At 41.5% G+C, this 20,472-nt stretch carries 24 protein-coding genes and 1 other annotated feature; of the genes, 10 read left to right on the top strand and 14 right to left on the bottom strand.

The features are described 5' to 3' along the window. Positions 1 to 88: a sequence feature (5S ribosomal RNA rRNA prediction is too short), on the bottom strand. Positions 89 to 143: 55 nt separating this feature from the next. Together E3E24_RS11600 and E3E24_RS11595 are read left to right on the top strand one after the other, a co-directional pair. Further along, entirely contained in the window at positions 144 to 1,658 is a 1,515-nt protein-coding gene (locus E3E24_RS11600) for a hypothetical protein (protein WP_167885992.1), read from the top strand. A 10-nt stretch (positions 1,659 to 1,668) separates the two neighbouring features. Continuing rightward, complete coding sequence (locus E3E24_RS11595; protein ID WP_167885991.1) at positions 1,669 to 2,058, top strand: ribonuclease P protein component 4; 390 nt, start codon at positions 1,669 to 1,671, stop codon at positions 2,056 to 2,058. Here E3E24_RS11595 and serS read toward each other — a convergent pair. Both serS and glp read right to left on the bottom strand, forming a co-directional pair. After that, entirely contained in the window at positions 2,049 to 3,416 is a 1,368-nt protein-coding gene (serS, locus tag E3E24_RS11590) for a serine--tRNA ligase (protein ID WP_167885990.1), read from the bottom strand. The genes E3E24_RS11595 and serS overlap by 10 nt on opposite strands. 81 nt (positions 3,417 to 3,497) lie before the next feature. Beyond that, a complete protein-coding gene (gene glp / locus E3E24_RS11585) occupies positions 3,498 to 4,700 on the bottom strand; it encodes a gephyrin-like molybdotransferase Glp (protein WP_167885989.1) in 1,203 nt (400 codons plus the stop codon). Between the two features lie 107 nt (positions 4,701 to 4,807). On the opposite strand from glp, the gene E3E24_RS11580 reads away from it, so the two are divergent. The 3 genes from E3E24_RS11580 to E3E24_RS11570 all read left to right on the top strand — a co-directional run bounded on the left by E3E24_RS11580 (position 4,808) and on the right by E3E24_RS11570 (position 8,495). Continuing rightward, complete coding sequence (locus E3E24_RS11580) at positions 4,808 to 5,599, top strand: hypothetical protein (protein ID WP_167885988.1); 792 nt, start codon at positions 4,808 to 4,810, stop codon at positions 5,597 to 5,599. Then, the gene (locus E3E24_RS11575; RefSeq protein WP_167885987.1) at positions 5,571 to 8,075 is read left to right on the top strand and encodes a CDC48 family AAA ATPase; all 2,505 of its coding nucleotides are present in this window, start codon (positions 5,571 to 5,573) and stop codon (positions 8,073 to 8,075) included. The genes E3E24_RS11580 and E3E24_RS11575 overlap by 29 nt, the downstream gene beginning before the upstream one ends. A gap of 114 nt (positions 8,076 to 8,189) precedes the next feature. Next, the gene (locus E3E24_RS11570; RefSeq protein WP_042681130.1) at positions 8,190 to 8,495 is read left to right on the top strand and encodes a PRC-barrel domain-containing protein; all 306 of its coding nucleotides are present in this window, start codon (positions 8,190 to 8,192) and stop codon (positions 8,493 to 8,495) included. Positions 8,496 to 8,507: 12 nt separating this feature from the next. Here the strand turns inward: E3E24_RS11570 and E3E24_RS11565 are convergent, their stop codons facing one another. The 7 genes from E3E24_RS11565 to E3E24_RS11535 form a co-directional block, all read right to left on the bottom strand. Then, entirely contained in the window at positions 8,508 to 9,206 is a 699-nt protein-coding gene (locus tag E3E24_RS11565; protein ID WP_167916053.1) for a metallophosphoesterase, read from the bottom strand. A gap of 78 nt (positions 9,207 to 9,284) precedes the next feature. Then, the gene (gene acs / locus E3E24_RS11560; protein ID WP_167885985.1) at positions 9,285 to 10,673 is read right to left on the bottom strand and encodes an acetate--CoA ligase alpha subunit; all 1,389 of its coding nucleotides are present in this window, start codon (positions 10,671 to 10,673) and stop codon (positions 9,285 to 9,287) included. A 149-nt stretch (positions 10,674 to 10,822) separates the two neighbouring features. Beyond that, positions 10,823 to 11,404, bottom strand: coding sequence for a hypothetical protein (locus tag E3E24_RS11555; RefSeq protein ID WP_167916052.1), 582 nt, complete (start codon positions 11,402 to 11,404; stop codon positions 10,823 to 10,825). Beyond that, complete coding sequence (locus E3E24_RS11550) at positions 11,401 to 11,592, bottom strand: hypothetical protein (protein ID WP_167916051.1); 192 nt, start codon at positions 11,590 to 11,592, stop codon at positions 11,401 to 11,403. The genes E3E24_RS11555 and E3E24_RS11550 overlap by 4 nt, the downstream gene beginning before the upstream one ends. Continuing rightward, positions 11,576 to 12,280 carry a hypothetical protein gene (locus tag E3E24_RS11545; RefSeq protein WP_167916050.1) on the bottom strand — a complete coding sequence of 235 codons (705 nt, stop codon included), beginning with the start codon at positions 12,278 to 12,280 and terminating at the stop codon, positions 11,576 to 11,578. Before E3E24_RS11545 ends, E3E24_RS11550 begins: the two co-directional genes overlap by 17 nt. Positions 12,281 to 12,330: 50 nt before the next feature. Beyond that, positions 12,331 to 12,999: a hypothetical protein gene (locus E3E24_RS11540; RefSeq protein WP_167885982.1), complete on the bottom strand. Its 669-nt coding sequence runs from the start codon at positions 12,997 to 12,999 to the stop codon at positions 12,331 to 12,333. A 2-nt stretch (positions 13,000 to 13,001) separates the two neighbouring features. After that, entirely contained in the window at positions 13,002 to 14,201 is a 1,200-nt protein-coding gene (locus E3E24_RS11535; RefSeq protein WP_167885981.1) for a C39 family peptidase, read from the bottom strand. A 329-nt stretch (positions 14,202 to 14,530) separates the two neighbouring features. Here E3E24_RS11535 and E3E24_RS11530 point away from each other — a divergent pair, with 329 nt between their 5' ends. Both E3E24_RS11530 and fen read left to right on the top strand, forming a co-directional pair. Further along, positions 14,531 to 14,950: a phosphate-starvation-inducible PsiE family protein gene (locus E3E24_RS11530; protein WP_167885980.1), complete on the top strand. Its 420-nt coding sequence runs from the start codon at positions 14,531 to 14,533 to the stop codon at positions 14,948 to 14,950. Continuing rightward, a complete protein-coding gene (gene fen, locus E3E24_RS11525) occupies positions 14,950 to 15,978 on the top strand; it encodes a flap endonuclease-1 (protein WP_167885979.1) in 1,029 nt (342 codons plus the stop codon). Before E3E24_RS11530 ends, fen begins: the two co-directional genes overlap by 1 nt. Before the next feature lie 85 nt (positions 15,979 to 16,063). On the opposite strand, the gene E3E24_RS11520 is transcribed toward fen, so the two are convergent. The 3 genes from E3E24_RS11520 to E3E24_RS11510 form a co-directional block, all read right to left on the bottom strand. Continuing rightward, positions 16,064 to 16,963, bottom strand: coding sequence for a transcription initiation factor IIB (locus E3E24_RS11520; protein ID WP_167885978.1), 900 nt, complete (start codon positions 16,961 to 16,963; stop codon positions 16,064 to 16,066). Positions 16,964 to 17,014: 51 nt separating this feature from the next. After that, on the bottom strand, positions 17,015 to 17,287 hold the full coding sequence (locus E3E24_RS11515; RefSeq protein WP_167885977.1) for a hypothetical protein: 273 nt from the start codon (positions 17,285 to 17,287) through the stop codon (positions 17,015 to 17,017). A gap of 82 nt (positions 17,288 to 17,369) precedes the next feature. Beyond that, positions 17,370 to 17,708 (bottom strand): DNA-binding protein, encoded by a 339-nt coding sequence (locus E3E24_RS11510; RefSeq protein WP_167916049.1) that lies wholly within the window; start codon positions 17,706 to 17,708, stop codon positions 17,370 to 17,372. Positions 17,709 to 17,804: 96 nt separating this feature from the next. Between E3E24_RS11510 and E3E24_RS11505 the strand changes: the two genes are divergently transcribed. The 3 genes from E3E24_RS11505 to E3E24_RS11495 all read left to right on the top strand — a co-directional run bounded on the left by E3E24_RS11505 (position 17,805) and on the right by E3E24_RS11495 (position 19,565). Further along, the gene (locus E3E24_RS11505; protein ID WP_167916048.1) at positions 17,805 to 18,179 is read left to right on the top strand and encodes a hypothetical protein; all 375 of its coding nucleotides are present in this window, start codon (positions 17,805 to 17,807) and stop codon (positions 18,177 to 18,179) included. Positions 18,180 to 18,555: 376 nt separating this feature from the next. Next, complete coding sequence (locus tag E3E24_RS11500) at positions 18,556 to 18,720, top strand: LPXTG cell wall anchor domain-containing protein (RefSeq protein ID WP_167916047.1); 165 nt, start codon at positions 18,556 to 18,558, stop codon at positions 18,718 to 18,720. 86 nt (positions 18,721 to 18,806) lie between these two features. Continuing rightward, a complete protein-coding gene (locus E3E24_RS11495) occupies positions 18,807 to 19,565 on the top strand; it encodes a transglutaminase-like domain-containing protein (protein ID WP_167916046.1) in 759 nt (252 codons plus the stop codon). Between the two features lie 19 nt (positions 19,566 to 19,584). On the opposite strand, the gene E3E24_RS11490 is transcribed toward E3E24_RS11495, so the two are convergent. Together E3E24_RS11490 and E3E24_RS11485 are read right to left on the bottom strand one after the other, a co-directional pair. After that, positions 19,585 to 20,037 carry a 30S ribosomal protein S19e gene (locus E3E24_RS11490; RefSeq protein WP_167916045.1) on the bottom strand — a complete coding sequence of 151 codons (453 nt, stop codon included), beginning with the start codon at positions 20,035 to 20,037 and terminating at the stop codon, positions 19,585 to 19,587. Between the two features lie 3 nt (positions 20,038 to 20,040). Further along, positions 20,041 to 20,457 carry a YhbY family RNA-binding protein gene (locus E3E24_RS11485; RefSeq protein WP_167916044.1) on the bottom strand — a complete coding sequence of 139 codons (417 nt, stop codon included), beginning with the start codon at positions 20,455 to 20,457 and terminating at the stop codon, positions 20,041 to 20,043. Between the last annotated feature and the right edge of the window lie 15 nt (positions 20,458 to 20,472).

The following is a 20,472-nucleotide window of genomic DNA, read 5'->3' as shown; positions in this document are numbered from 1 at the left end:
GGAGGGCAGTACACCCGGGATCGCTGGCGGGCTTAACTTCCGGGGTCGAAACGAGACCGGGTGTGGCCCCGCCGCTATGGCCGCCGTACCGATACATACCTTCAAAGGAGGATTTATAAACATTTCGGTAAATGTTAAGTTTGATGGAGGATTATGCGTTTAAACTTCTAAGGCTTGTTGGAAGACGAGAAAAGCTTACGCCCGCTAAAAGGGTTAGAGATTTTCAGAGTAAAATCCAGAGCTTAAAAAATTGTGAACCTGTTGAAATTCAAGGTTTTTTGATCCTTAAACAGCCGCCTTATGCTCCAAAGGATGCTCTCTACTATATCCTTTCGCCTCTCTCTCCAAGCGAACTTAAAAAAGCTGAGCTGAGAGCATATCTTATCCTCAGACTCACTGAAAACAGCAAAGTTAATGCTAGATTTAGGAGCGGAGAATACGTAAAAGTCAGCGGAATTATTGACAGCTATCCATATGGAAACTTGCGTATGATCCATGTTGAATCTCTTGAGAGTGCAGATTACTCTGATTATTGGCTCGAATATGAGGAAATGGCTTTAAGCAAGAGAGAACTTGAGGACTTGTTCATGAAAACTATATATGCCAACTATGACCTTGAGAAAGCTGTAATTTACTCCCTCTTTGCTTCCCCAATAATTGTGGGTGCAAAAAAGAACTGGGGAGAAGGGGTTACTTTTTCAGTATTCAAGGATGAGCAAAAAATTATTCTATCAGTTTGGGAAGCTATGCACTATATATCATCCCTTCTTCCAAGAGAGTTACAGCTAAGAAAGGATGACAAAGAAACTTTTGTTGACCCAGAGCTCGATTTAGACTTCGTTCTCTTTGATTCCAACAATACAGACCTGAAATACTATGTCCCATACAACAAGAAAATCCTCACAAGAGAAATCCCCGCCCCAAACTGGGCTATTGAACATTTTGAAAACAAAAATGCCGTGTTTTTGACACCAAAGAAATACAGCCTACTATCGCCAGACGATCCACTAGCTTACTCTTCTGAAACCCCATTCATTCTCAACGAACCTATTGGTTATGAAAGGAATAGAGAACTTGAAGATTTGATTCCAAATGTTATCATAACTATCTTCAAAGAAAGAGAGAAAATAGCCTCACTTAGTGCTGGGGATGAAGTTATGAGGAAATTCAGAGACAGATTTGAGCACTGGATAATGAGGAACCGTCATGAATATGGCGAAAAATTTGACGCCTTGAGGCTCAAAGGCATGATATTTGAGACTAACACGAGATATTTGCTGAGCGCTCATATTTTGGGTTCGATTGGGAGATTTGAAGGGAAAATTGATACAGGCATTATCAATGATGTCCTGGTTATAAACCAAGAGATTCTCGATTTGTGGATGAATGAACTGCCAGAGAAAGTCATATTGAGGGCTGTGGAAACTTATGAGAGATACATTAGCAGGGATAAGAGGGCAAATACTGCGCTGAGTATTTTCATGGACTTGGAAGCAACGTCTATTGATGGGACTGTCACTAGAGAGGAATTCTATAGGGCGTTGCTTGAATATGGATTTAAAGAGGCATATGCCAAAGAGATCATAGACCGCTTAATTGCAGAAGGGCACCTTTATGAACCATTCTTTGGAAAGCTTAAAATGATAAAGCCAGAGTGAAGTGGTTGAAATGTCAAAGAAGTTCTTGAGAAAGAAGGAGCAGAGGGAGAAGAGGAAAATCGCTTTAGAAAGAATTAACATTCTCTTCACATTAGCTGAGAGAGTTTTTCCTTATGATAAGGAATTAGCCAATAGATATGTTGAAATAGCTCTAGCTGTGCAGCAGAAAGCTAAAGTGAGAATGCCGAGAAAGTGGAAGCGGCGATATTGTAAAAGATGCCATTCATTTTTAGTGCCAGGAGTTAACGCTCAAGTTAGGCTGAGGCAGAAGAGAATGCCACATATCGTAATCAAATGCCTTGAATGCGGACATATCATGAGGTATCCTTATTTGAGAGAGCAGAAAGAGAAGCGTAAAAGAAGGCTTGAGGAGAGAGTTAAGAATAAAAGTCAACCTTGACAGCATTTCTCTTTTTTATCTGCTGGCACAATCTCTTTGAATCCTGTGTACTTCCACAATGCCTTTGGTATCTTAACTGTTCCATCCTCTTCCTGGAAGTTCTCCAAAATGGCAACAATGGTCCTTGAGGTTGCTATTGCTGTTGAATTTAAAGTGTGCACGAACTTGGGCTTCTCGTGAGTCTTGTCTCTGAATCTTATGTTCAACCTTCTTGCCTGCCAGTCGGTACAGTTTGAACAGCTGACAACTTCTCTGAACTTTCCTTGACCAGGCATCCATGCTTCAATGTCGTACTTCTTGGCGGCAACATAGCCTAAATCTCCAGTACAGATGTTGACTACGCGATAAGGAATTCCAAGTTCTTGAAACAGCTCTTCAGCATTCTGGAGGAGCTTTTCATGCCACTCCCAGCTCTCTTCTGGTCTTGAATAGACAAACTGCTCAACCTTGTGGAACTGGTGAACCCTGAAAATTCCCTTTGTGTCCTTTCCAGCAGTTCCTGCCTCTTTACGGAAGCACGGTGAGACTCCAACATAAAGGAGTGGCAAATCTTTTCCGTCAATTATCTCGTTGGCATGCATTCCGGCTAATGGGTGCTCTGCTGTTGGGATCAGATACAAGTCCTCGCCTTCAACCTTGTAAATTACGTTTTCAAAGTCGTCAAAGGTTGTAACGCCTTCCTCAACGTATCTTCTAACCATATATGGAGGGATCACTGGAGTAAAGCCCTTCTCAATCAGCTTGTCAAGAGCGAATCTAATTAAAGCTAAGTCGAGGATTACAATCTCATTGAGGAGGTAGTAAAACCTTGAACCGCTGACCTTTGCAGCTCTTTCAAAATCTGCGCCCCTCAAAATCTCGAGTAAGTCAACGTGAAGCTTTGGCTTCCACTCTAAAATTTCGTACTCCATCTTTCCTTGGCTCTGCTCAAGGAAGCTCTCGAGGTGGCCTTTCCAGACTCTTGCCTTGCCCCAGAACTTTATTGGAACATTTTCTGTATCGTCCTTTCCGATTGGAACGCTTTCATGGGTTATGTTTGGCAATCTCCAAAGGTAAAAGTCAATTTTCTTCCTTATCTCTTCGTTTTCCCTCTCAATATCTTCAATCTGCTTGACTATCTCTTTGCTCTTTGCAAGTAAATCATCTACGCTTTCTCCGGCTTTCTTTCTTTTGCCTATCTCGACCGCTATTCTGTTTCTCTCCCTTCTCAGCTGATTGATCTTCCTGAGGTTCTCCCTCCACTTCTTGTCAAGCTCGAGAATTTCGTCAATCCATTTAAGCTTTTCAAGTTCACCGCGCTTTATGAGATCGCCCCTAACAATGTCGGGGTTTTCACGAATGAGCTTTATGTCAAGCATAGCATTCACCTAAGAATTTAAAGCGAAGAAGAAGTTTAAAAATCATTTGTTAGTGAGATTGATAAAATGATAAAGCAAAATTCAAACACCAAACAATATCACCTCAACTTCTTCTCCTTCGTCGAGTATCTCAACGTTCTCAGGCACTTCTATAAATCCATCTGCATCAATGAAGCTAGTAACAGCGCCGCTTCCCTTTAGTATTGGCACGGCTTTATCATCTTCAATCCTCACTGGCAAGAACTGTCTTCTTCCTTTTACAGAGAAAACTTTGTGGGCGAGCTTTTTCTTGACTTTTCTGTACTCCTGATTCTGACCGAGGAGCTTTCTAATGAGGGGAGCGACTAGCAAAGTGAAGTTGGTTAAACATGAAGTTGGATATCCTGGCAGACCAAAGATGGGTTTTCCATCTATGAGCCCAATTATTGTTGGCTTGCCCGGCTGAATAGCTATGCCGTGAACCTTTATCTCGCCGAGTTCTTCAATTATTGATGCTGTTAAATCCCTAATTCCTCCGCTCGCTCCTCCTGAAAGGATTATAATGTCATACTTCAGCCCCTCAAGTATCTTTTCTTTTAAGCTCTCTTTGTTGTCTCTGGCTATTCCCAGGAAATATGCTTCCCCCCCGAGCTCTCTCACAGCGTCACTTACTGCTCTGCCGTTTATGTCATAAATCTGGCCATATTTCAGCTCTTTACCTGGTAAAATAATCTCATTTCCCGTGCTTATCACAGCAACTTTGGGCTTTGCAAAAACCTTGACTTTTTCAAAACCGATGGCAGAAAGCAGAGCAGTCTCTTTAAAGCCCAGCCTTGTTCCTTTCTTCAGCAGAAGCTTTCCTTTTGGTATATCCGCTCCAGCTTTCATGACACCAGATTGTGGATACACTGGCTTGTAGATAATTACCCACTCGTTTTCCCTATCAACGTCTTCAAAAGGAATAACTGCATCTGCTCCTTTTGGCAGAGGTGCACCTGTTGAAATGTAAACGCTTTCTCCATCTTTCAGCTCTATCTTTGGAGTATCCCCAGCGTTTATTTCCCCAACAACTTTTAATTTTACGGGATTAGTTTCGCTTGCACCCCATGTATCTTTGCTTTTTACAGCATACCCATCGACGGTTGCCCTATCGAATGGGGGAACATCAATTTGGCTCTTTATATCTTCAGCCAGCACTCTTCCCAAAGCTTCTTCGAGCTTTATCTCTTCAATTTTAGGTTCTAAGGGGAATGAATTGATAACATTCAAAGCCTCTTCCAGAGGAACAACCTTTAGGAACGCCATACCATCACCATAAAAAGCTCAGTCTTTTAATAAAAAAGCTTTAGGTAAGCACTTTGATTTACCTTGTTCCCTCAACCTTTTTAACACCTAACTGCGTATCTCAAACCATGAGAGTTGCGATTGTAACAAGAAATGCTCGCGTGTACTATATTGCTTCAAAGGTGCTTAAGGAGTATAGAATGCCTTTTTACAGCCTCCGCTTAGATGAGAAAATTCCTTTTGACGTTGAGGTTGTTCTGACAAGTAAAGAGGATTATGATAAAATCAACTTTCCAGTTAAGATAATCGTTAAGAACGAGAACTTCATAGATGAGCTTTTAGCAAGACTTGAGGGAAGGAAGAGATTCAAAAAAGTTTTTATTGCAATAGATCCCGGAGAGAGGCCTGGAGTTGCAGTTGTTGGCGACAATAGGATAGTTGAGGTGTATCATTTAAAAAGTCCTAAAGACGTGGATATAATCCTCGAACTTCTCGAGAAGTATCCAAAGGCAAAAATCAAGATTGGGCATGGAGCAAAAAGGCACCGTATATTAATGCTCAAAGCTCTTGCAAGGGTTTTAGGTGAAGATTATCCAGTAATCCTCGTGAACGAGAGAGGAACGACACCTAAAGTGGGCGGTGTTGAAGGATCTCAAGTTCAAGATATAGTTGCATCAATCAACATAGCTTTAAGGGAAGGGAGAGAAGTTAAAATTGGAGAATTGATTTACACAAACGAGCCAACTAAAAAGGAGATTGAGCATATAAAGAGCAGGAGCAGAATTATGAGTGGAGGTAGGATTACAATTTCATCTGAGCTTGCACGTGAGGTTGCTAAGGGTAATTTAACGTTGGAGGAAGCTATTGAGATTCACCAAAGGAGGTGTAAAGATGATTTTAGGAAAAAAGGACGAGATTAAAGATGAAATCAAACTTAGGGTTGCTGAGGCACTGAAAAGAGATGTAGGAAGAGGGATAGTTAGATTTGACAGAAAATATCAGCGCGAGCTAGGGGTTGAACCTGGAGACATAGTTGAGCTTGAGGGAGAGAGAACAACTGCTGCAATTGTTGCAAATGCCCATCCAGATGACAGGGGGTTAGATATAATTAGAATGGATGGCTATATCAGAAGAAATGCTGGGGTCAGCATCGGGGACTATGTAACTGTTAGAAGAGCTGAAGTCAAAGAAGCAAAAAAAGTTGTCCTAGCGCCAGCTCAGAAGGGAGTTTTCATCCAGATTCCAGGAGAGATGATTAAGCAGAACCTCCTTGGGAGGCCAGTTGTAAAAGGCGACATTATAGTGGCTAGTGGAAGAGAAGAGTTCTATACAGGCTCTCCTTTTGATGAGTTCTTTAGAGGCTTCTTTGAAGCACTTCCATTGGCTTTTGGTGAATTAAAGTTTATTGTCGTGAACACAAATCCCAAAGGGATAGTTCAGATAACATACAACACTGAAATTGAAGTTCTTCCCCAAGCAGTCGAAGTTAGGGAAGAGAAGGTTCCAGAGGTTACATATGAAGACATCGGCGGTCTCAAGGATGCGATTCAGAAGATCAGGGAAATGGTTGAGTTGCCTTTGAAGCACCCAGAACTGTTTGAACGTCTCGGAATTGAGCCACCTAAGGGAGTTTTGCTCTACGGTCCACCAGGAACGGGTAAGACTTTACTTGCAAAAGCTGTGGCAAATGAAACCAACGCTCACTTTATAGCCATCAACGGTCCAGAAATTATGAGCAAATTCTACGGTGAGAGTGAAGAGCGTCTGAGAGAGGTCTTTAAGGAGGCTGAGGAAAACGCTCCAAGTATAATCTTCATTGATGAGATTGACGCAATTGCACCAAAGAGAGAAGAGGTTACCGGAGAAGTCGAGAAGAGGGTTGTTAGTCAGCTCTTGACCTTGATGGATGGATTGAAGAAGAGGGGGAAGGTCATTGTCATAGCTGCGACAAACAGACCTGATGCAATTGACCCAGCTTTGAGAAGGCCTGGAAGGTTTGATAGAGAAATTGAAGTTGGTGTTCCAGACAAGCAGGGTAGAAAAGAAATCCTCCAAATCCACACCAGAGGAATGCCTCTTGAGCCGGACTACGATAAGCCGTCAGTTTTGAAAGTTCTTAAAGGCTTACTCAAAGAAGAGCGCTTTGATAAAGAGAAGCTCGAAGAGATCATTAAGAAAGTTGAGAAAGCTAAAGACGAAGATGAGATAAAAGAAATCCTCAAGAGTGACGGGGAAATTTACCGCGAAGTTAAGACTAAGCTGATTGATAAAATGCTCGATGAGCTAGCAGAAAAGACACACGGATTTGTTGGAGCGGACTTGGCAGCTTTAGCGAGAGAAGCTGCAATGGTTGTTCTGAGGAGGCTAATCCAGGAGGGTAAGATTAATCCAGAAGAAGAAAAGATTGCACCAGAAGTTCTCCAAGAGCTTAAAGTTACTAAAGAGGACTTCTATGAAGCTTTGAAGATGGTTGAGCCATCAGCTTTGAGGGAAGTGATGCTTGAAGTTCCAAATGTTCACTGGGAGGACATTGGAGGATTAGAAGATGTGAAGCAAGCACTCAGAGAAGCAGTTGAGTGGCCGCTCAAGTATCCAAAGGCCTTTCAGCGTTTGGGAATAACTCCACCGAAAGGAATTCTCCTCTACGGTCCACCAGGAACTGGTAAGACAATGCTCGCTAAAGCTGTTGCAACAGAGAGTGAGGCTAACTTCATTGGGATTAGAGGCCCAGAAGTTTTAAGCAAATGGGTAGGAGAGAGCGAAAAGAGAATCAGAGAAATATTCAGGAAAGCAAGACAGGCTGCACCAACGGTAATCTTCATTGACGAAATTGACTCAATTGCCCCAATGAGAGGAGGCGATGTCAACAGGGTTACTGATAGAATAATTAACCAGTTCCTCACAGAGATGGATGGTATTGAGGAGAACAGTGGTGTTGTTGTTATTGCAGCAACTAACAGACCGGACATTTTAGATCCGGCACTGCTCAGACCGGGCAGATTCGACCGCTTGATTTTGGTTCCAGCACCAGACGAGACAGCAAGATATGAAATTCTAAAAGTCCACACAAGGAGAGTGCCCTTGGCAGAAGATGTGAACTTAAAAGAGCTTGCCAAGAAGCTTGAGGGATATACTGGAGCAGATATAGCAGCACTTGTGAGGGAGGCGGCAATGAACGCTTTAAGGAGAGCAGTTGCAAAAACCTCAAGGGAGCTTGTAGAAGAACAAAGTGAGGAATTCCTTGAAAAGCTCAAAGTCTCGCGGAAGGACTTTGAAGAAGCTATGAAGAAGATAAGGCCGAGTGTTACAAAATACATGATTGAGTACTACAAACAGTTTGAAGAGAGCAGAAAGGCACCTAAAGAGAGAAAGGAGATGGATTACTTCACAGGCTGAGTAGGGATTTGCTTTTTATTTTTCATTTCACTTTTCAGTTTCTGCTCATGCAGAAAAGATTTTTATACAAAAACCCCGACTAATACTATAGTTTAAAATTCTGAGGTGGCAAAGATGGTAAAGATAAAGGCTTCAAAGCTTAGGGATGTTGAGCTCATTACAGACACAGGGATAAGACTCGGATGGGTTTATGATTTGAGCTTTGATGAAGAAACTGGTGATTTGCTTGTAATTGTAGCTGAACCAGATGAAGATTTAGATACAAGTGAATTTGTCACTGACCACGAGGGGCTACTTTTAATCCCAATAAGTGCCGTCAAAAGCATTGGAGAAGTGATAATAATTGACTCCTCAAAGTTGGCAGTTAAGTCTAAGCTCAGAAGATTGAGGACTGTGAAAGAAAAGCTCCAGTCTCCTTGATCCTCCTTCTGTTTAATATCCTTCGTAAAGTCTATAAGCCAAAAACTTGGGTAGCCCAGCGTCAATTATTTTTCTCACGGCTTTATCAATGTCATACTCAACCCTCTCAAAAATGACTTCTTGAGTCTCTGTATCAATGAAGGCATAAGCAGCCCTCCAATCTCCGTCTCTCGGCTGCCCAACTCCGCCGGGATTTATTATTCTCCTCCCTTCAATTTCCCCAAGCATCGGCATGTGAGTATGACCAACAACCAAATCATCTTGCTTTACATAGCTCAAAATGTCTCTAAGCTCGCTGTCTGGGAACCAAGGAAATAAATACTCATCCAAAGGTGCTCTTGGAGAGCCATGGATTATGAGATAGCTCCTACCAGTATCATCAGTAAAGAGCTGTCTTATCGGCAATCTCCTTAAAAATTCGAGGTTCTCAGTGCTCATAACTTGCTGATGCAATCTCACAGCCGCTCTGGCATAGGGATTAAATCCCCAATCTATGCCAAAAGCAACAGCGTTGTCGTGATTCCCTCTTACACATAGAATTTCTCTCTTTTTCATCTGCTCCTTGAAGAATTCAACAACTTCATTGGGATTTGCGCCATAGCCAACTAAATCACCCATGCAGAAGATTACATCTGCTTTCTTCACTTCTCTCCATACAGCTTGAAGCGCTTCCCAGTTAGAGTGGATATCGGAGATTAAGCCGATTAACATACTTCTCCCTATAGAATAATTTGACATAGGAAGTTATTAAGTGTTTTCACAAGAAGTAAGAGAGTGAGAAAAAGGTAATCACTCTTTTCTCTTGCTAGCCTTCCACTTGCTCCATCTGTACAGAGCGGCCAGTGACTTGATAGCCCTCTCTGGCTCTGGGTATGCTGGAATTCCGTTCTCGTTAAGGATATCAATTGCCTCCTTTGCCTCAATTCCACCAACGATTGCAACGACTATTGGCTTCTTCTTTCCGCTCTCCTCGTACGCATCAATGACTATCCTTGCAAGGTCTCTTGGGTCTAAAACAGCGGTCTGACAGTAGAGAACAGCTACTGCATGCATCTCTGGATGGGCTAAAGCATCTCTAATAGCACCCTCATAAGCCTTTGCATCTGCCATACCAGTCAAGTCAACCGGGTTCTTGTAGCTTCCGAATGGTGGCATGTGGTTTGCAAAGATCTTAAGCTCCTCAAGGTTGTCATAGAGCTTTAATCCTTCCTCTTCAGCTGCATCAGTAGCCATAACTCCAATTCCACCGCCGTTTGTGATAATTACAACGTTCTCTCCTGGTGGTTCTGGTAAGTTGCTGAGTGTTCTTGCCCAGTCGAAGGCTTCGCCAATTGTTAATGCTCTCAAAACACCGCTCTGCTTGAATGCTGCGGTGTAAATGCTATCAGCACCTGCTAAGCTACCTGTGTGTGATGCCGCTGCCTTTGCACCCCTCTCACTTCTTCCGGCCTTAATGACTATGATTGGCTTCTTCATGCTAACCTCTTTTGCAACTTCCATGAACTTCCTACCGTCTTTGACACCTTCCATGTAGATGAGGATTGCCTTTGTGTTCTCGTCGTCTTTGAAGTACTCCAAAAGGTCGGCATCATCAATGTCGCTCTTGTTTCCAACGCTGACAACTGCTGAGAGACCAACTTTCTCGAGAATTGTCCATCCCATAAGAGCTATACCGAGAGCACCGCTCTGGCTGATCAAGGCTAAATTGCCTGGCATAACATCTGTTGGACCAAAGGTTGCGTTGAGCTTTGCTGGGGTGTAAACGACACCAAAGATGTTTGGACCGAGAATTCTCATTCCATACTTGTGGGCTGTCTCTACCAGCTGCTCTTCGATCTTTTTGCCTTCTGGTCCAAGCTCACCAAATCCTGAGCTTATGATAGGTAATACTTTAACTCCTTTCTTTCCACATTCCTCAACAACCTGAGGAACAAACTTGGCTGGGACAACAACAACAGCCATATCAACTTCATCAGGAACATCAAGAATACTCTTGTAAACCTTGAATTTTCTCCCGTCTATCTCAATTTCTCCGCCTTTGACATTGACTGCATATATTTTTCCTTCATAGCCGTACTCAATGAGGTTCTTCATGATGGCATAGCCTATCTTTCCTGGCTTTCCAGAAGCTCCAATGACGGCAACGCTCTTTGGCTTGAATAGTGCCTCAATACTCATTTCCTTCACCTCGATAAACTTTACAAAGGTTAATCTGAAAAATCAGTTATAACTTTTCTCTTATCAATTTGCCGATTGTCCTATCGGCACTTGTTAAAATAAACAATGGTTTTGAACAATTGTTGGGTGAGAGGATTTCCACCATTATCTCATGGTAATCTCTGAAACAGCAATTTCATTATTCTGACAAAAATAAACGCAATCACTACAATTAGGCTTCTAAACATTGTGCTATAAAATCTTATATCAAATTCAACGGTCTTTTCAAGCTTTAAATTGTTTACTTTTGCTGTTTCAAGCTCGTATCCTGTATAGATATTTACACGAATCTTATTGAACTTATTAAAGTTTCTAGCTCCCACAATAAGAACGGAGGAACTTCCTTCATGCCCATAAAGAGGACAAACACTTTCACTTTTTTCTGAAGATGGAACAAAGCAATTATCAATGTATACCTCAATTATTATCCTATCTCCTTGGAATACGCACTCTTTCACATAAGGGTATGAAAGAGGACCCTGGTTTGGGATTGATACTACAATATAGTTTCCAATGACAAACGACGTATTAAGATTAGATGTTGGCATGTAACCGATAGAAAAACCCTTTATTGCTGCACACTGGTCACGGATTGTCGTTTGAGGATAATCAATGAAGATATGAGAGATATAAGGGTAAAAAATGAAAATAAATATTAAAGCTATAATGACAATTCTGTAGTTTCTATTCATGACCACGTCACCTGAAGAGTGATCCCAAAATCTTGCTCTATTCCGTCAATTGGACTGTATATAACCTCTCCTCCTTCTCCTTCACCTACAATTGTTCCATAAATTACAACATTATACGTTGGATATATTCTGTAATAAACAGGGGCACCGCTATCTGACTCTAAAATCCCATCATCTAAGGTCTTCAATAAATCGGAGGAATTTTTCAGTTTTGTTGGTGTTCCCAACAAGGAAGATTAATCTTGGATATCCGAGTTTTTCATAGCATTCGATGTAAATTAATGTGGTCTTGTTTGATAAAATAGCTTTCTTGTAGGCTTTCCTTTGAATTGTTAGGTTTAATTCTTCGAATCCTTTGGGTTTTAATTCTTTTTCTGCAGAGTTGAAGGCTCTCCTACATAAGTATTCACCCAAGAAAAGGTTCTTACGCCAAGTGTAGATTGCTATGTAATAATCTGAAACTTGTCCAGCCCATATACCGTTGTAGTTCCTTGGGAGGAATGAATATTCTTCAAGCCATTCATGATTTTGCGAATTAAAGCCGGATCTGTCTCTTGGAGGTATTGTAAGGTAAGCTGCCGCTTGAGGGCTTGGACCTGTTCTGAGTGATAGTATGAAGGGTATGAAGAAAGCGAGGATTAATGTTGCTATGAATGCTTTTATTGCAGTGTCAGGCTCTTTGATGTAAATTTCTGCGTAGAATGCTGGGAGCAATGAGACGACTAATGCGGGGATGACAAAAGCTGTGAAGAAAGACAATTTTAAGCCAAAAAGCTCTGCGATGGAGATTAATGCATACTGAAAGATGGGAGACAGCACAATGCCACATACTAGAATCACAAGGACAAAAGCGTCTTTATTATCCGTTTTTATCATCTCCAAATTTTATAATCGCAATCTATAAGCTTTGTCGCTGAAATTTCTATCTATTTCATTACAGAGGCCAATCTTACGACATCCTCTTCTTTTCCTTTGAGGATTATAATTCTGTTATAGCTTAGGAAGTGAGAACATTCAACGTATACTGTATCATTGCCCCACGTAAACAATGCCTGCTTTATTATACGTTCATGAGGCGTTTCCTTGGATGATATTTCTTTTGGAACTTGAAATTCTTTGAAACCTAATTGTGTTATTTTTGCCTTTAAGTTTTCAAATTCCCTTATGCAGAGTGTTGTGTTTGAAGGATAGACAAAAATTGCTAAATATACTTGGGTTATGTTAATGGGAAAGTATTCTGATATGTTCACTCGAATGAAAGGCATGTACTTGCATGCATCACTGCTATAAAGCGAAATTTTTGAGTCAACGATGCCTTCGGTTTTTAACAGATAATTCTTAAGGTCAAATTGATATCCAGAAGTCCAGTTAGATTCTTTAAACGGTAATGGCTGTGAAAGACTGCTATCACAAAGGGAATAGTATAAAACCTTAACTGGAGAAGGACCCTCAGGAACTTGTTTTAGTTTTTCGATATTTTCCATCGTCTCAGTTTCAGTTATCCTACTTCTATATTTGTGTGAATAATTGAGCATTAAGAATCCAAGAAAAAGTAAAAACAGGAAGAGCACTTTTAGAAATTTTGATGTACTCATATTTACACCTCATATGCCCTAATCTTAACTAAATCAGCGTATTCCCAATTGCCATACAAGATGTAGTCGACAAAACCATTCGGATCATGAACTTTTATGTAAAAATAACCTGCTCCTCCTGCATATCCTACTCCCGTTACAGTATGTCCCGGTTCTGAGCTTGAGGTGTGTATGCCTAACAAGAATGGATGATTACTGTCAACCTCTTCAATTATATCGTACATTGTAAACTCATAGTCGCCGAAGTTTGGAAATTGCCAATATATCTCAGCTCTAAAGTAATGGTCTAAAGGATCATCAACTATTAGGTCACCGTATAAATTGTAATATTCGACAAAAAAGTCATTTATTCCCGAAACGATATTGTCGGGCACAGTACCACCACTATCACTCGTTCTCATTGTATGGTGTAGAATATCAATTATTGCCTCCCTATCATCCTGTAGTTGTGGTTCATAATACGCAATGACCATTGAAGCAGATATTGGTGAGCAACCATCCCATTCATCCCATGGATCAGGGTCCGGACCTACATTATTTGGATATTGGACGTTAGTATTTCCATCATCAGTAGATGTCCATAAGGGCACTCCTTCAATCTCATTCGACACCCACGTAGCCAGAAGCACTACTTCCTTTGTATCTGTGGTACTCATGGTATTTGCAATTTCTTCCCATTCTCTTTTTGCTTTTTCTTTGTTGAATTTCAGCTTCACGTTCATTGGGTATTTCCTAACTTTGAGGTCTTTTAAGCCTATTGCTTTTCCGTTTCCAATATCAACGCTGTAGGTTAGTGCTCCGTAATAGAGTAGTTTTCCTGTCGTGTAGCCTTTCTTTTCTGCGAGTTCTTTAACTTTTCCTAAATTCCAGCTTGGTGGTTTTGCCTTGCTGAACTCCAAAACTGGGGGCATGTCTCTTCTTGCCGAGATGAGGATAAATCCAACATTTTTACCGTTCTTGAAAACTGCAAATTCATAAGCACTTTTCTCACCATTGGGGAAGTAGTAAGTGATGGGTTTTCCAAGAGTTGCACCCTTCCACTCTTCAAAGTCAGGGATGTTAGTAGCAATCCAATTCACGTAGGTTTTGGCAGCTTTTTCAGCAAGTGCTGGAGATACTTCATTACTTGGCACTGTGGCGCTTCCAAAAGAACTCAAAACCAGCAAGCTTAGTAACAAAACACCAAGCAACTTCCACCTCATTGACATCACCACAGAAAGTTTTCATAACTATTATGCCCATTAGATTATTTAAATTTTTTGATTTGCAATAGTAAAATTAGTTTTGAAAAAAAAGTAAGCACTAAAAAGGCTCCAATTTCAAAATACACAAAAATTAAAAATCAAAAACTTTGAAGAGTAATCAAAAATTTATGTACATTTACAGGCCATCAGTAGTTTTCCAAAATCGCTTTAAAGTCACATATTCACTTAAGGGAACAATATTTTAAAGTCAAAGACAGAAAAATAAAAGTGATGATGACCCTTCCCCTCATCTGAGGGGTGATGAGCACACCGGTAGGCTGATGAAAATGGCAAAGATGGAAGAAGAGAAAGTCGCCCAATATACGCAGGTTCATAAAGCCTTCAGAAAGACCCTTGAGATATGCTTTGATATGGTAGTTATGGTATCCTTGTTCTTTATACTCTATCTCACAATGTACTCCATTTATTTGAACTTCAAGCTCACATACAAAGTTGCTGAGCCTAAACTATTGATTGCAAATGTCCTTGTTACGATAATTCTCATAGAGACTTATAGAATTCTGATAATCTACTTAAGGCAGCACCGTGTTAGCCTGACCCACATATTAGAAGTTGGAATAGTAGCTCTCATTCAAAAGCTTGTTGTTGCTTCTGATTTCAAAGAATTGGATGCCCTAAAGCTCTTTGCAATCGCAGGTCTTATATTCGTGTTGGGCTACTTATACATTAAGATAGGTGAGGAGTGATGGGAGTTCAGATAGGCGAGCTCATTCCAAGGAGGGAAATTGAGATTGAAAACCTAAACGGAAGGAAAATAGCTATTGATGCTCTGAATGCAATTTACCAGTTCCTCTCTATCATCAGACAAAGAGATGGAACACCCCTCATGGACTCTAAGGGAAGAATAACTTCACACCTCTCTGGGCTGTTCTACAGAACGATAAATCTCATGGAAGTGGGAATAAAACCAGCTTATGTGTTTGATGGAAAGCCACCAGAATTCAAGAAGAAGGAGCTTGAAAAAAGAGCAGAAGCGAGGGAAGAAGCTGAGGAAAAGTGGCAAGAGGCTTTGGCAAGAGGTGATTTGGAGGAGGCAAAGAAATACGCTCAGAGAGCTTCAAGGGTGAATGAGCAGCTGATTGAAGATGCCAAAAAGCTGTTAGACCTTATGGGCATTCCATGGGTGCAGGCTCCAAGTGAAGGTGAAGCTCAAGCGGCTTATATGGCGTCAAAGGGTAAAGTCTGGGCTTCAGCTTCTCAGGATTACGACTCACTTTTGTTTGGAGCACCAAGGCTTGTTAGGAATTTGACGATAACAGGCAGAAGAAAGCTTCCTGGGAAAGACGTTTATGTTGAAGTGAAGCCAGAGCTAATTGTTTTGGAGGAAGTTTTAAAAGAACTGAAGATTGACAGGGAAAAGCTCATAGAACTGGCTATTCTGGTTGGAACCGATTATAATCCGGGAGGGATCAAAGGAATTGGTCCAAAGAAAGCTTTGGAGATAGTCAGATACTCAAAAGATCCGCTGAAAAAGTATCAGAAGATGAGCGACGTTGATTTATATGCAATCAAGGAGTTCTTCCTAAATCCACCTGTCACGGATGATTACAAGCTTGTCTGGAAGATGCCAGATGAGGAAGGCATTTTAAAGTTCCTCTGTGATGAGCACGACTTCAGTGAAGAGAGGGTAAAGAATGGCCTAGAAAGGCTGAAGAAAGCAATGAAGGCTGGAAAGCAGTCAACTTTGGAGAGCTGGTTCATGAGGAAGAAGTGATTTTCTTCTTTTTGTTTTGATTTTCTGATATCATTATCAGCACTAGTATTGAGCATCCAATTTGCTTGATAAATGTAAAGGAAAGTCAAATTGTTATCTTCAGCCCAAGCTTCTCCACTAATTCCTTGTATCTGTTTCTGACAGTCACTTCAGTAACCCTCGCAACCTCAGCTACCTCTCTTTGAGTTCTCTTTTCGCCCTCAAGCAGTGAGGCGATGTAAAGGGCAGCTGCAACAAGTCCAGCAGGACTCTTACCGCTTGTCAGTCCTCTGTTGTAAGCTTCTTCTAGGAGCTCAATTGCCCTCCTTCTGACTTTTTCGCTCAAGCCGAGCTCGTCAGCGAACTTGTTGACATAATCAGTTGGCTTGACAAAGAGCTTCTTTGGAGTTAAGTTAAGATTTCTTGCGATGAATCTAAAGCTCCTACCGATTTCTTTCTTGTCAACTCTCGCAATATCAGCGATTTCATCGAGGGTTCTCGGTATTTTTAAGAGCCTACAAGCAGCGTAAACACATGCAGCAATAACGCTCTCAATTGATCTTCCTCTAATAAGCCCTCTTCTCACGGCCTCTCTGTAAAGCCTCGCAGCCTCTTCCTCAACGTGCTTTGGAAGCTTAAGCTGGGAAGCAATTCTATCAAGCTCGCTAAGGGCGAAAGCCAAGTTACGCTCGGCTGCATCGCTAACTCTTAATCTGCTCTGCCACTTTCTCAGACGATACATCTTCTCTCTCATCAAACCAGTAACGTTCCTGTCGCTTCCAATGTCAGTTGAAAGACCCTTGTCATGAAGAAGAATGCTCTCAGGTGCACCAGTTCTAGAACGTTTCTCTCTCTGAGAAGCGTCGAACGCTCTCCATTCCGGCCCCATATCAACTATATTCTCCTCTATGACGAATCCACATTTTGCGCAGACAATTTCTCCGTGCTCGGGATCATAAATGAATTCGGTTGAGCCACAAACTGGGCAGACTTTACGCTTTTCCACTTTGACACCCCCATCTGCGGGTTACGGTTAATAAACTCATACTATATAAAATTAACCAAACTTTGAGACGAACTTCATTATCCAGATCAAGTCTTCTTTTTTGAATGTCATCCTTTCCAAAATCCTAACATCAATTTCTTCATCTTCGACTACGTTAACATAAACCCAGAGGAACACGGGATCTCGTTTATCCCCCAGTAGCAAGTTGCGGTAAAGGATATCAATTGTCCCATCGCCATTTTTCTTGGCAGAGATGGGCTTCCAAGTCTCTAAACTGACCTCACCTTTCAAGTCCAGCTCTTTTATGACTCTCTTGATTTCCATACTCCTCTCACTCGCCTTATCTGTTTACACACAAAAGGTATATAAATTTTAAGGATGTCAGAGTAGATCAATGTAGCTCTCGCTACCACTTAATCCTAAATTCTCTCCTCGTCCTCGCATCAATCTGAGCTAAAATCTTTTTGAGCTTTGCATCGTCAATTTTTTCTCTAATTTGTCCTGCTTGGTAAAGCTGGACTAATATAAGCTCAACTTGTTGAGCAAGTTCTGGTCTAACAAGCTTAACTCTAGCAAGCCTCTCTCTAGCCTCTGGAGTTAGTATCCTCCTAAGAATTGCCTGTATCTGTGCTTCAACTTCTGCTTGCTGTCTAGCAGCTTCCTCTTGGGCTTTTTGCTGCTCAGCAAGCCTTCTTTGTAATTCCATGAGCTTTCTTTTTCTAATCTCTTCAATGTCCTCAGCCATTTTATCACCTCGCCAAGAGGGTTTATGGTGAGATAGTTAAAAAGTTATTGCAGAAAGATTTAAACACTTGAGGACACACTACATATGGGGGTAAGAATGGAGAAGTTTGAGATGGTAATTCTGCAAAAAAAGATGAACGTATTAGAAGGATTTATCATAGTATTTCTGCTCTCCATACTTTCGTTGCCATCAGCGAGTGCATACTCAGCGGCATGGTGTGAAAGCTGTCATCAGCTTATAGTCAAGAGAGGCGGGCTTTTTGCATACAACGAAAGTGCCTGTATAGATCTGACCCGAAACATAACGGATTCCCTAATAGGGCCCGAGGACTTCACGGAGTTCATGGGTAGTCTCGGTGTTGTATCTGTTGGAAATGTGGTTATTGTATATTCCAACTTCCATGACAGTTTGCATATGGGAATCTACAACGGTAGCCTTCCCATCAAGCTGAAACCTGTCCTCAGTTGGTAATGCTGAAGTCCCTAGAGATTTCATTCCATACAACGGTAGTATTTTCTTTGTTGCTTCAACTGGAGTAGGGCCCCATTATGCAAGTGATTCAGTTTTTCAGCTTGATGTTAAAACACTCAAAATTAAAAATAAATGGGGCCTTGCCTGGGATGCACGGAACAGAATAGCACCGGAAAACGCCGGAAACATACCCTATGCTTGGGTAAACCTTGGACTGGATGAAGAGGGAAGGCTCTGGGCTAAGGTTACCTTGATACTGCCCAACACCACGATTTACTACCTTTACAATGGAGCAACCTTCACGATCACAAACGAGACACCCAAGCTCCATCCATACGAAGCGCCTAAGGTTCCGTTTAAAATCAAAATGGACATCATGAAATGCACTATCCCTAAGACTAAAAATATGAACTGGAATGGCTCTTCACCAGAAATCGGCCGTGAGACTGGAGCTTCCAACAAAAACGGCACTGTACTGTTAATTGGCGCCGCTATAGTTACCGTTGTTAGTGCAATCTGGATGCTCAGACGGAAAGGTTGACAATCAACGTAGAGTTCGCATTGAACAACATAGAACAGAGAAAGATTTTAATCCATTCGGCAGCACAAAACTAAAATGGGGGAATCATGGGAATCGCTAAGGTGATAGTTAAGCTATTCTTGATAATGCTAATAATCTTCGGACTCGTTTATGATTACAAAACTAGTGCCCTTTCTCAGAGAATTGGAGAATACCTCGAAATTACTGGTATAACGACCATTGACAAAGATTACTACCTCAAAACTTATGGCAAATACTTTGATTGCTCCCCCCCTTACTGGAAGCAGTGGGGTCCGGGAATAATAAAATGCGACATCGGTCCAGATGAAATTCAGAGAATAATGCCCGTCGCAGAGAGGGTTAAAGGTAAGGACATAATGGAAACAGCCTGGAACCTTCACTACTGGCTTATGAATAACACCGAATACGACTATGACAAGTACATGAGCCTGGAGGAAGGTACGCTTCTTCCTCACGAATTCCTTGAGAAGAGAACAGGTGTATGTAGAGATTACGCAGTTTTTAACTATGCGATAATGAAGGCTCTTGGCTATAGGGACATATACTTGGGGCATGTCTCACTTTCCAGCACCATCTTTGGTCATACCGTTCTTGTTTTTAAATACAAAGGTCAGTACTATGTTCTCGATTGGTGGGGTCCTCAGAAACTTGACGAGAATTATGCCCGCAAGTGGCGGGGATCTCTAGGAATTGTAATCTTAAATGATGAAGGAAAAATCGTTGATTATGTTGGGGTAACCCAGTCTCAGATGCTGAACAATTCACCAAAAATAGTACTGTTAATTGTCAGCCTTTTGCTTATAGGGGTAATTCTGAAGCTGTGAAGAAAAGGAGAAAAGCGAATCAATACTTCTTAAGCTCTGGAATAATTTTCTCAAGCTCTTTCTTAAGCTCTGTTGCTGCTTTGTCAAGGAAGCTTCTTCCCTTAGGTGTGACGATCCTTCCCTTACCTGGAACCTTCTCAACGAACCCGGCTGCTTCTAACTGCTGAAGAGCCTTTCTGATTATGCTTCCGCTTCCCTTATAGAATTTTTCTGGAGCGTGACCTCTGTTCTTTCTTCCTCCATACCAAGTCCTAAGTCTTTCGATTCCAACAGGTCCATCAATGTAAACCTTTCTGAGAACTGAAGCGACTCTGTAGTACCACCAGTCTTCCTGCTCTGGAAGCCTCTCCTTGTGTCTTCCTGTTTTGACAAATGGAGCCCACTCTGGTGGCTTGATCTCAGGTATCTCCTTCAACTTTTGAGCAACCCTCTCAACGAGCAAATCACCGGGAACATCATAAACTGTCGCCATCTTTTACTCCCTCCCTTTCTTGAACTTCTTCCTAAATTGAGCAATATCGAGCTTGACCTTTTTAACGGGCTTCTCTTCCCGCTTCTCCTTTGAGAGTTCCTTAAGCTTAAGCTTCCTTAAATACTTTTCCCATCCCTCTCTCGGACGGAATAATATAAATCTTTTGCCTCTCACTTCAATCAGCTCGCTGTCAGTCAGCTCAGCAACCTTCTCAGCTATCTGCTTTCTGTCCATTCCCGTTGCAATAAGCGCTCCTTTCCTTATTTCCACTTTGAGAATACCATCTTTCTTAAGCTGGGTGTTGATTTCGTTAATTACACTGTCCTCTAACCCTCTCTTTCCAATCCACGCTTTAGGCTGAATATCGTAATATTTGGCTCTTATAGCTCTTCTCACCTTTCCAGGTAGGCGTTTCTCCATCTCTCTCACCTCAAA

The organism is Thermococcus sp. LS2 (assembly GCF_012027375.1).
Taxonomy (GTDB): Archaea; Methanobacteriota_B; Thermococci; order Thermococcales; family Thermococcaceae; genus Thermococcus_B.
Note: the sequence above shows the minus strand (reverse complement) of the source record. Positions and strands in the feature narration are given on the sequence as shown.

Excerpts from the sequence above, each read along its gene's own strand:
- E3E24_RS11600 (WP_167885992.1), top strand. The coding sequence starts at position 144 with ATGGAGGATTATGCGTTTAAACTTCTAAGGCTTGTTGGAAGACGAGAA.
- E3E24_RS11595 (WP_167885991.1), top strand. The coding sequence starts at position 1,669 with ATGTCAAAGAAGTTCTTGAGAAAGAAGGAGCAGAGGGAGAAGAGGAAA.
- serS (WP_167885990.1), bottom strand. The coding sequence starts at position 3,416 with ATGCTTGACATAAAGCTCATTCGTGAAAACCCCGACATTGTTAGGGGC.
- glp (WP_167885989.1), bottom strand. The coding sequence starts at position 4,700 with ATGGCGTTCCTAAAGGTTGTTCCTCTGGAAGAGGCTTTGAATGTTATC.
- E3E24_RS11580 (WP_167885988.1), top strand. The coding sequence starts at position 4,808 with ATGAGAGTTGCGATTGTAACAAGAAATGCTCGCGTGTACTATATTGCT.
- E3E24_RS11575 (WP_167885987.1), top strand. The coding sequence starts at position 5,571 with ATGATTTTAGGAAAAAAGGACGAGATTAAAGATGAAATCAAACTTAGG.
- E3E24_RS11570 (WP_042681130.1), top strand. The coding sequence starts at position 8,190 with ATGGTAAAGATAAAGGCTTCAAAGCTTAGGGATGTTGAGCTCATTACA.
- E3E24_RS11565 (WP_167916053.1), bottom strand. The coding sequence starts at position 9,206 with ATGTTAATCGGCTTAATCTCCGATATCCACTCTAACTGGGAAGCGCTT.
- acs (WP_167885985.1), bottom strand. The coding sequence starts at position 10,673 with ATGAGTATTGAGGCACTATTCAAGCCAAAGAGCGTTGCCGTCATTGGA.
- E3E24_RS11555 (WP_167916052.1), bottom strand. The coding sequence starts at position 11,404 with ATGAATAGAAACTACAGAATTGTCATTATAGCTTTAATATTTATTTTC.
- E3E24_RS11545 (WP_167916050.1), bottom strand. The coding sequence starts at position 12,280 with ATGATAAAAACGGATAATAAAGACGCTTTTGTCCTTGTGATTCTAGTA.
- E3E24_RS11540 (WP_167885982.1), bottom strand. The coding sequence starts at position 12,999 with ATGAGTACATCAAAATTTCTAAAAGTGCTCTTCCTGTTTTTACTTTTT.
- E3E24_RS11535 (WP_167885981.1), bottom strand. The coding sequence starts at position 14,201 with ATGAGGTGGAAGTTGCTTGGTGTTTTGTTACTAAGCTTGCTGGTTTTG.
- E3E24_RS11530 (WP_167885980.1), top strand. The coding sequence starts at position 14,531 with ATGGCAAAGATGGAAGAAGAGAAAGTCGCCCAATATACGCAGGTTCAT.
- fen (WP_167885979.1), top strand. The coding sequence starts at position 14,950 with ATGGGAGTTCAGATAGGCGAGCTCATTCCAAGGAGGGAAATTGAGATT.
- E3E24_RS11515 (WP_167885977.1), bottom strand. The coding sequence starts at position 17,287 with ATGGAAATCAAGAGAGTCATAAAAGAGCTGGACTTGAAAGGTGAGGTC.
- E3E24_RS11510 (WP_167916049.1), bottom strand. The coding sequence starts at position 17,708 with ATGGCTGAGGACATTGAAGAGATTAGAAAAAGAAAGCTCATGGAATTA.
- E3E24_RS11505 (WP_167916048.1), top strand. The coding sequence starts at position 17,805 with ATGGAGAAGTTTGAGATGGTAATTCTGCAAAAAAAGATGAACGTATTA.
- E3E24_RS11500 (WP_167916047.1), top strand. The coding sequence starts at position 18,556 with ATGAAATGCACTATCCCTAAGACTAAAAATATGAACTGGAATGGCTCT.
- E3E24_RS11495 (WP_167916046.1), top strand. The coding sequence starts at position 18,807 with ATGGGAATCGCTAAGGTGATAGTTAAGCTATTCTTGATAATGCTAATA.
- E3E24_RS11490 (WP_167916045.1), bottom strand. The coding sequence starts at position 20,037 with ATGGCGACAGTTTATGATGTTCCCGGTGATTTGCTCGTTGAGAGGGTT.
- E3E24_RS11485 (WP_167916044.1), bottom strand. The coding sequence starts at position 20,457 with ATGGAGAAACGCCTACCTGGAAAGGTGAGAAGAGCTATAAGAGCCAAA.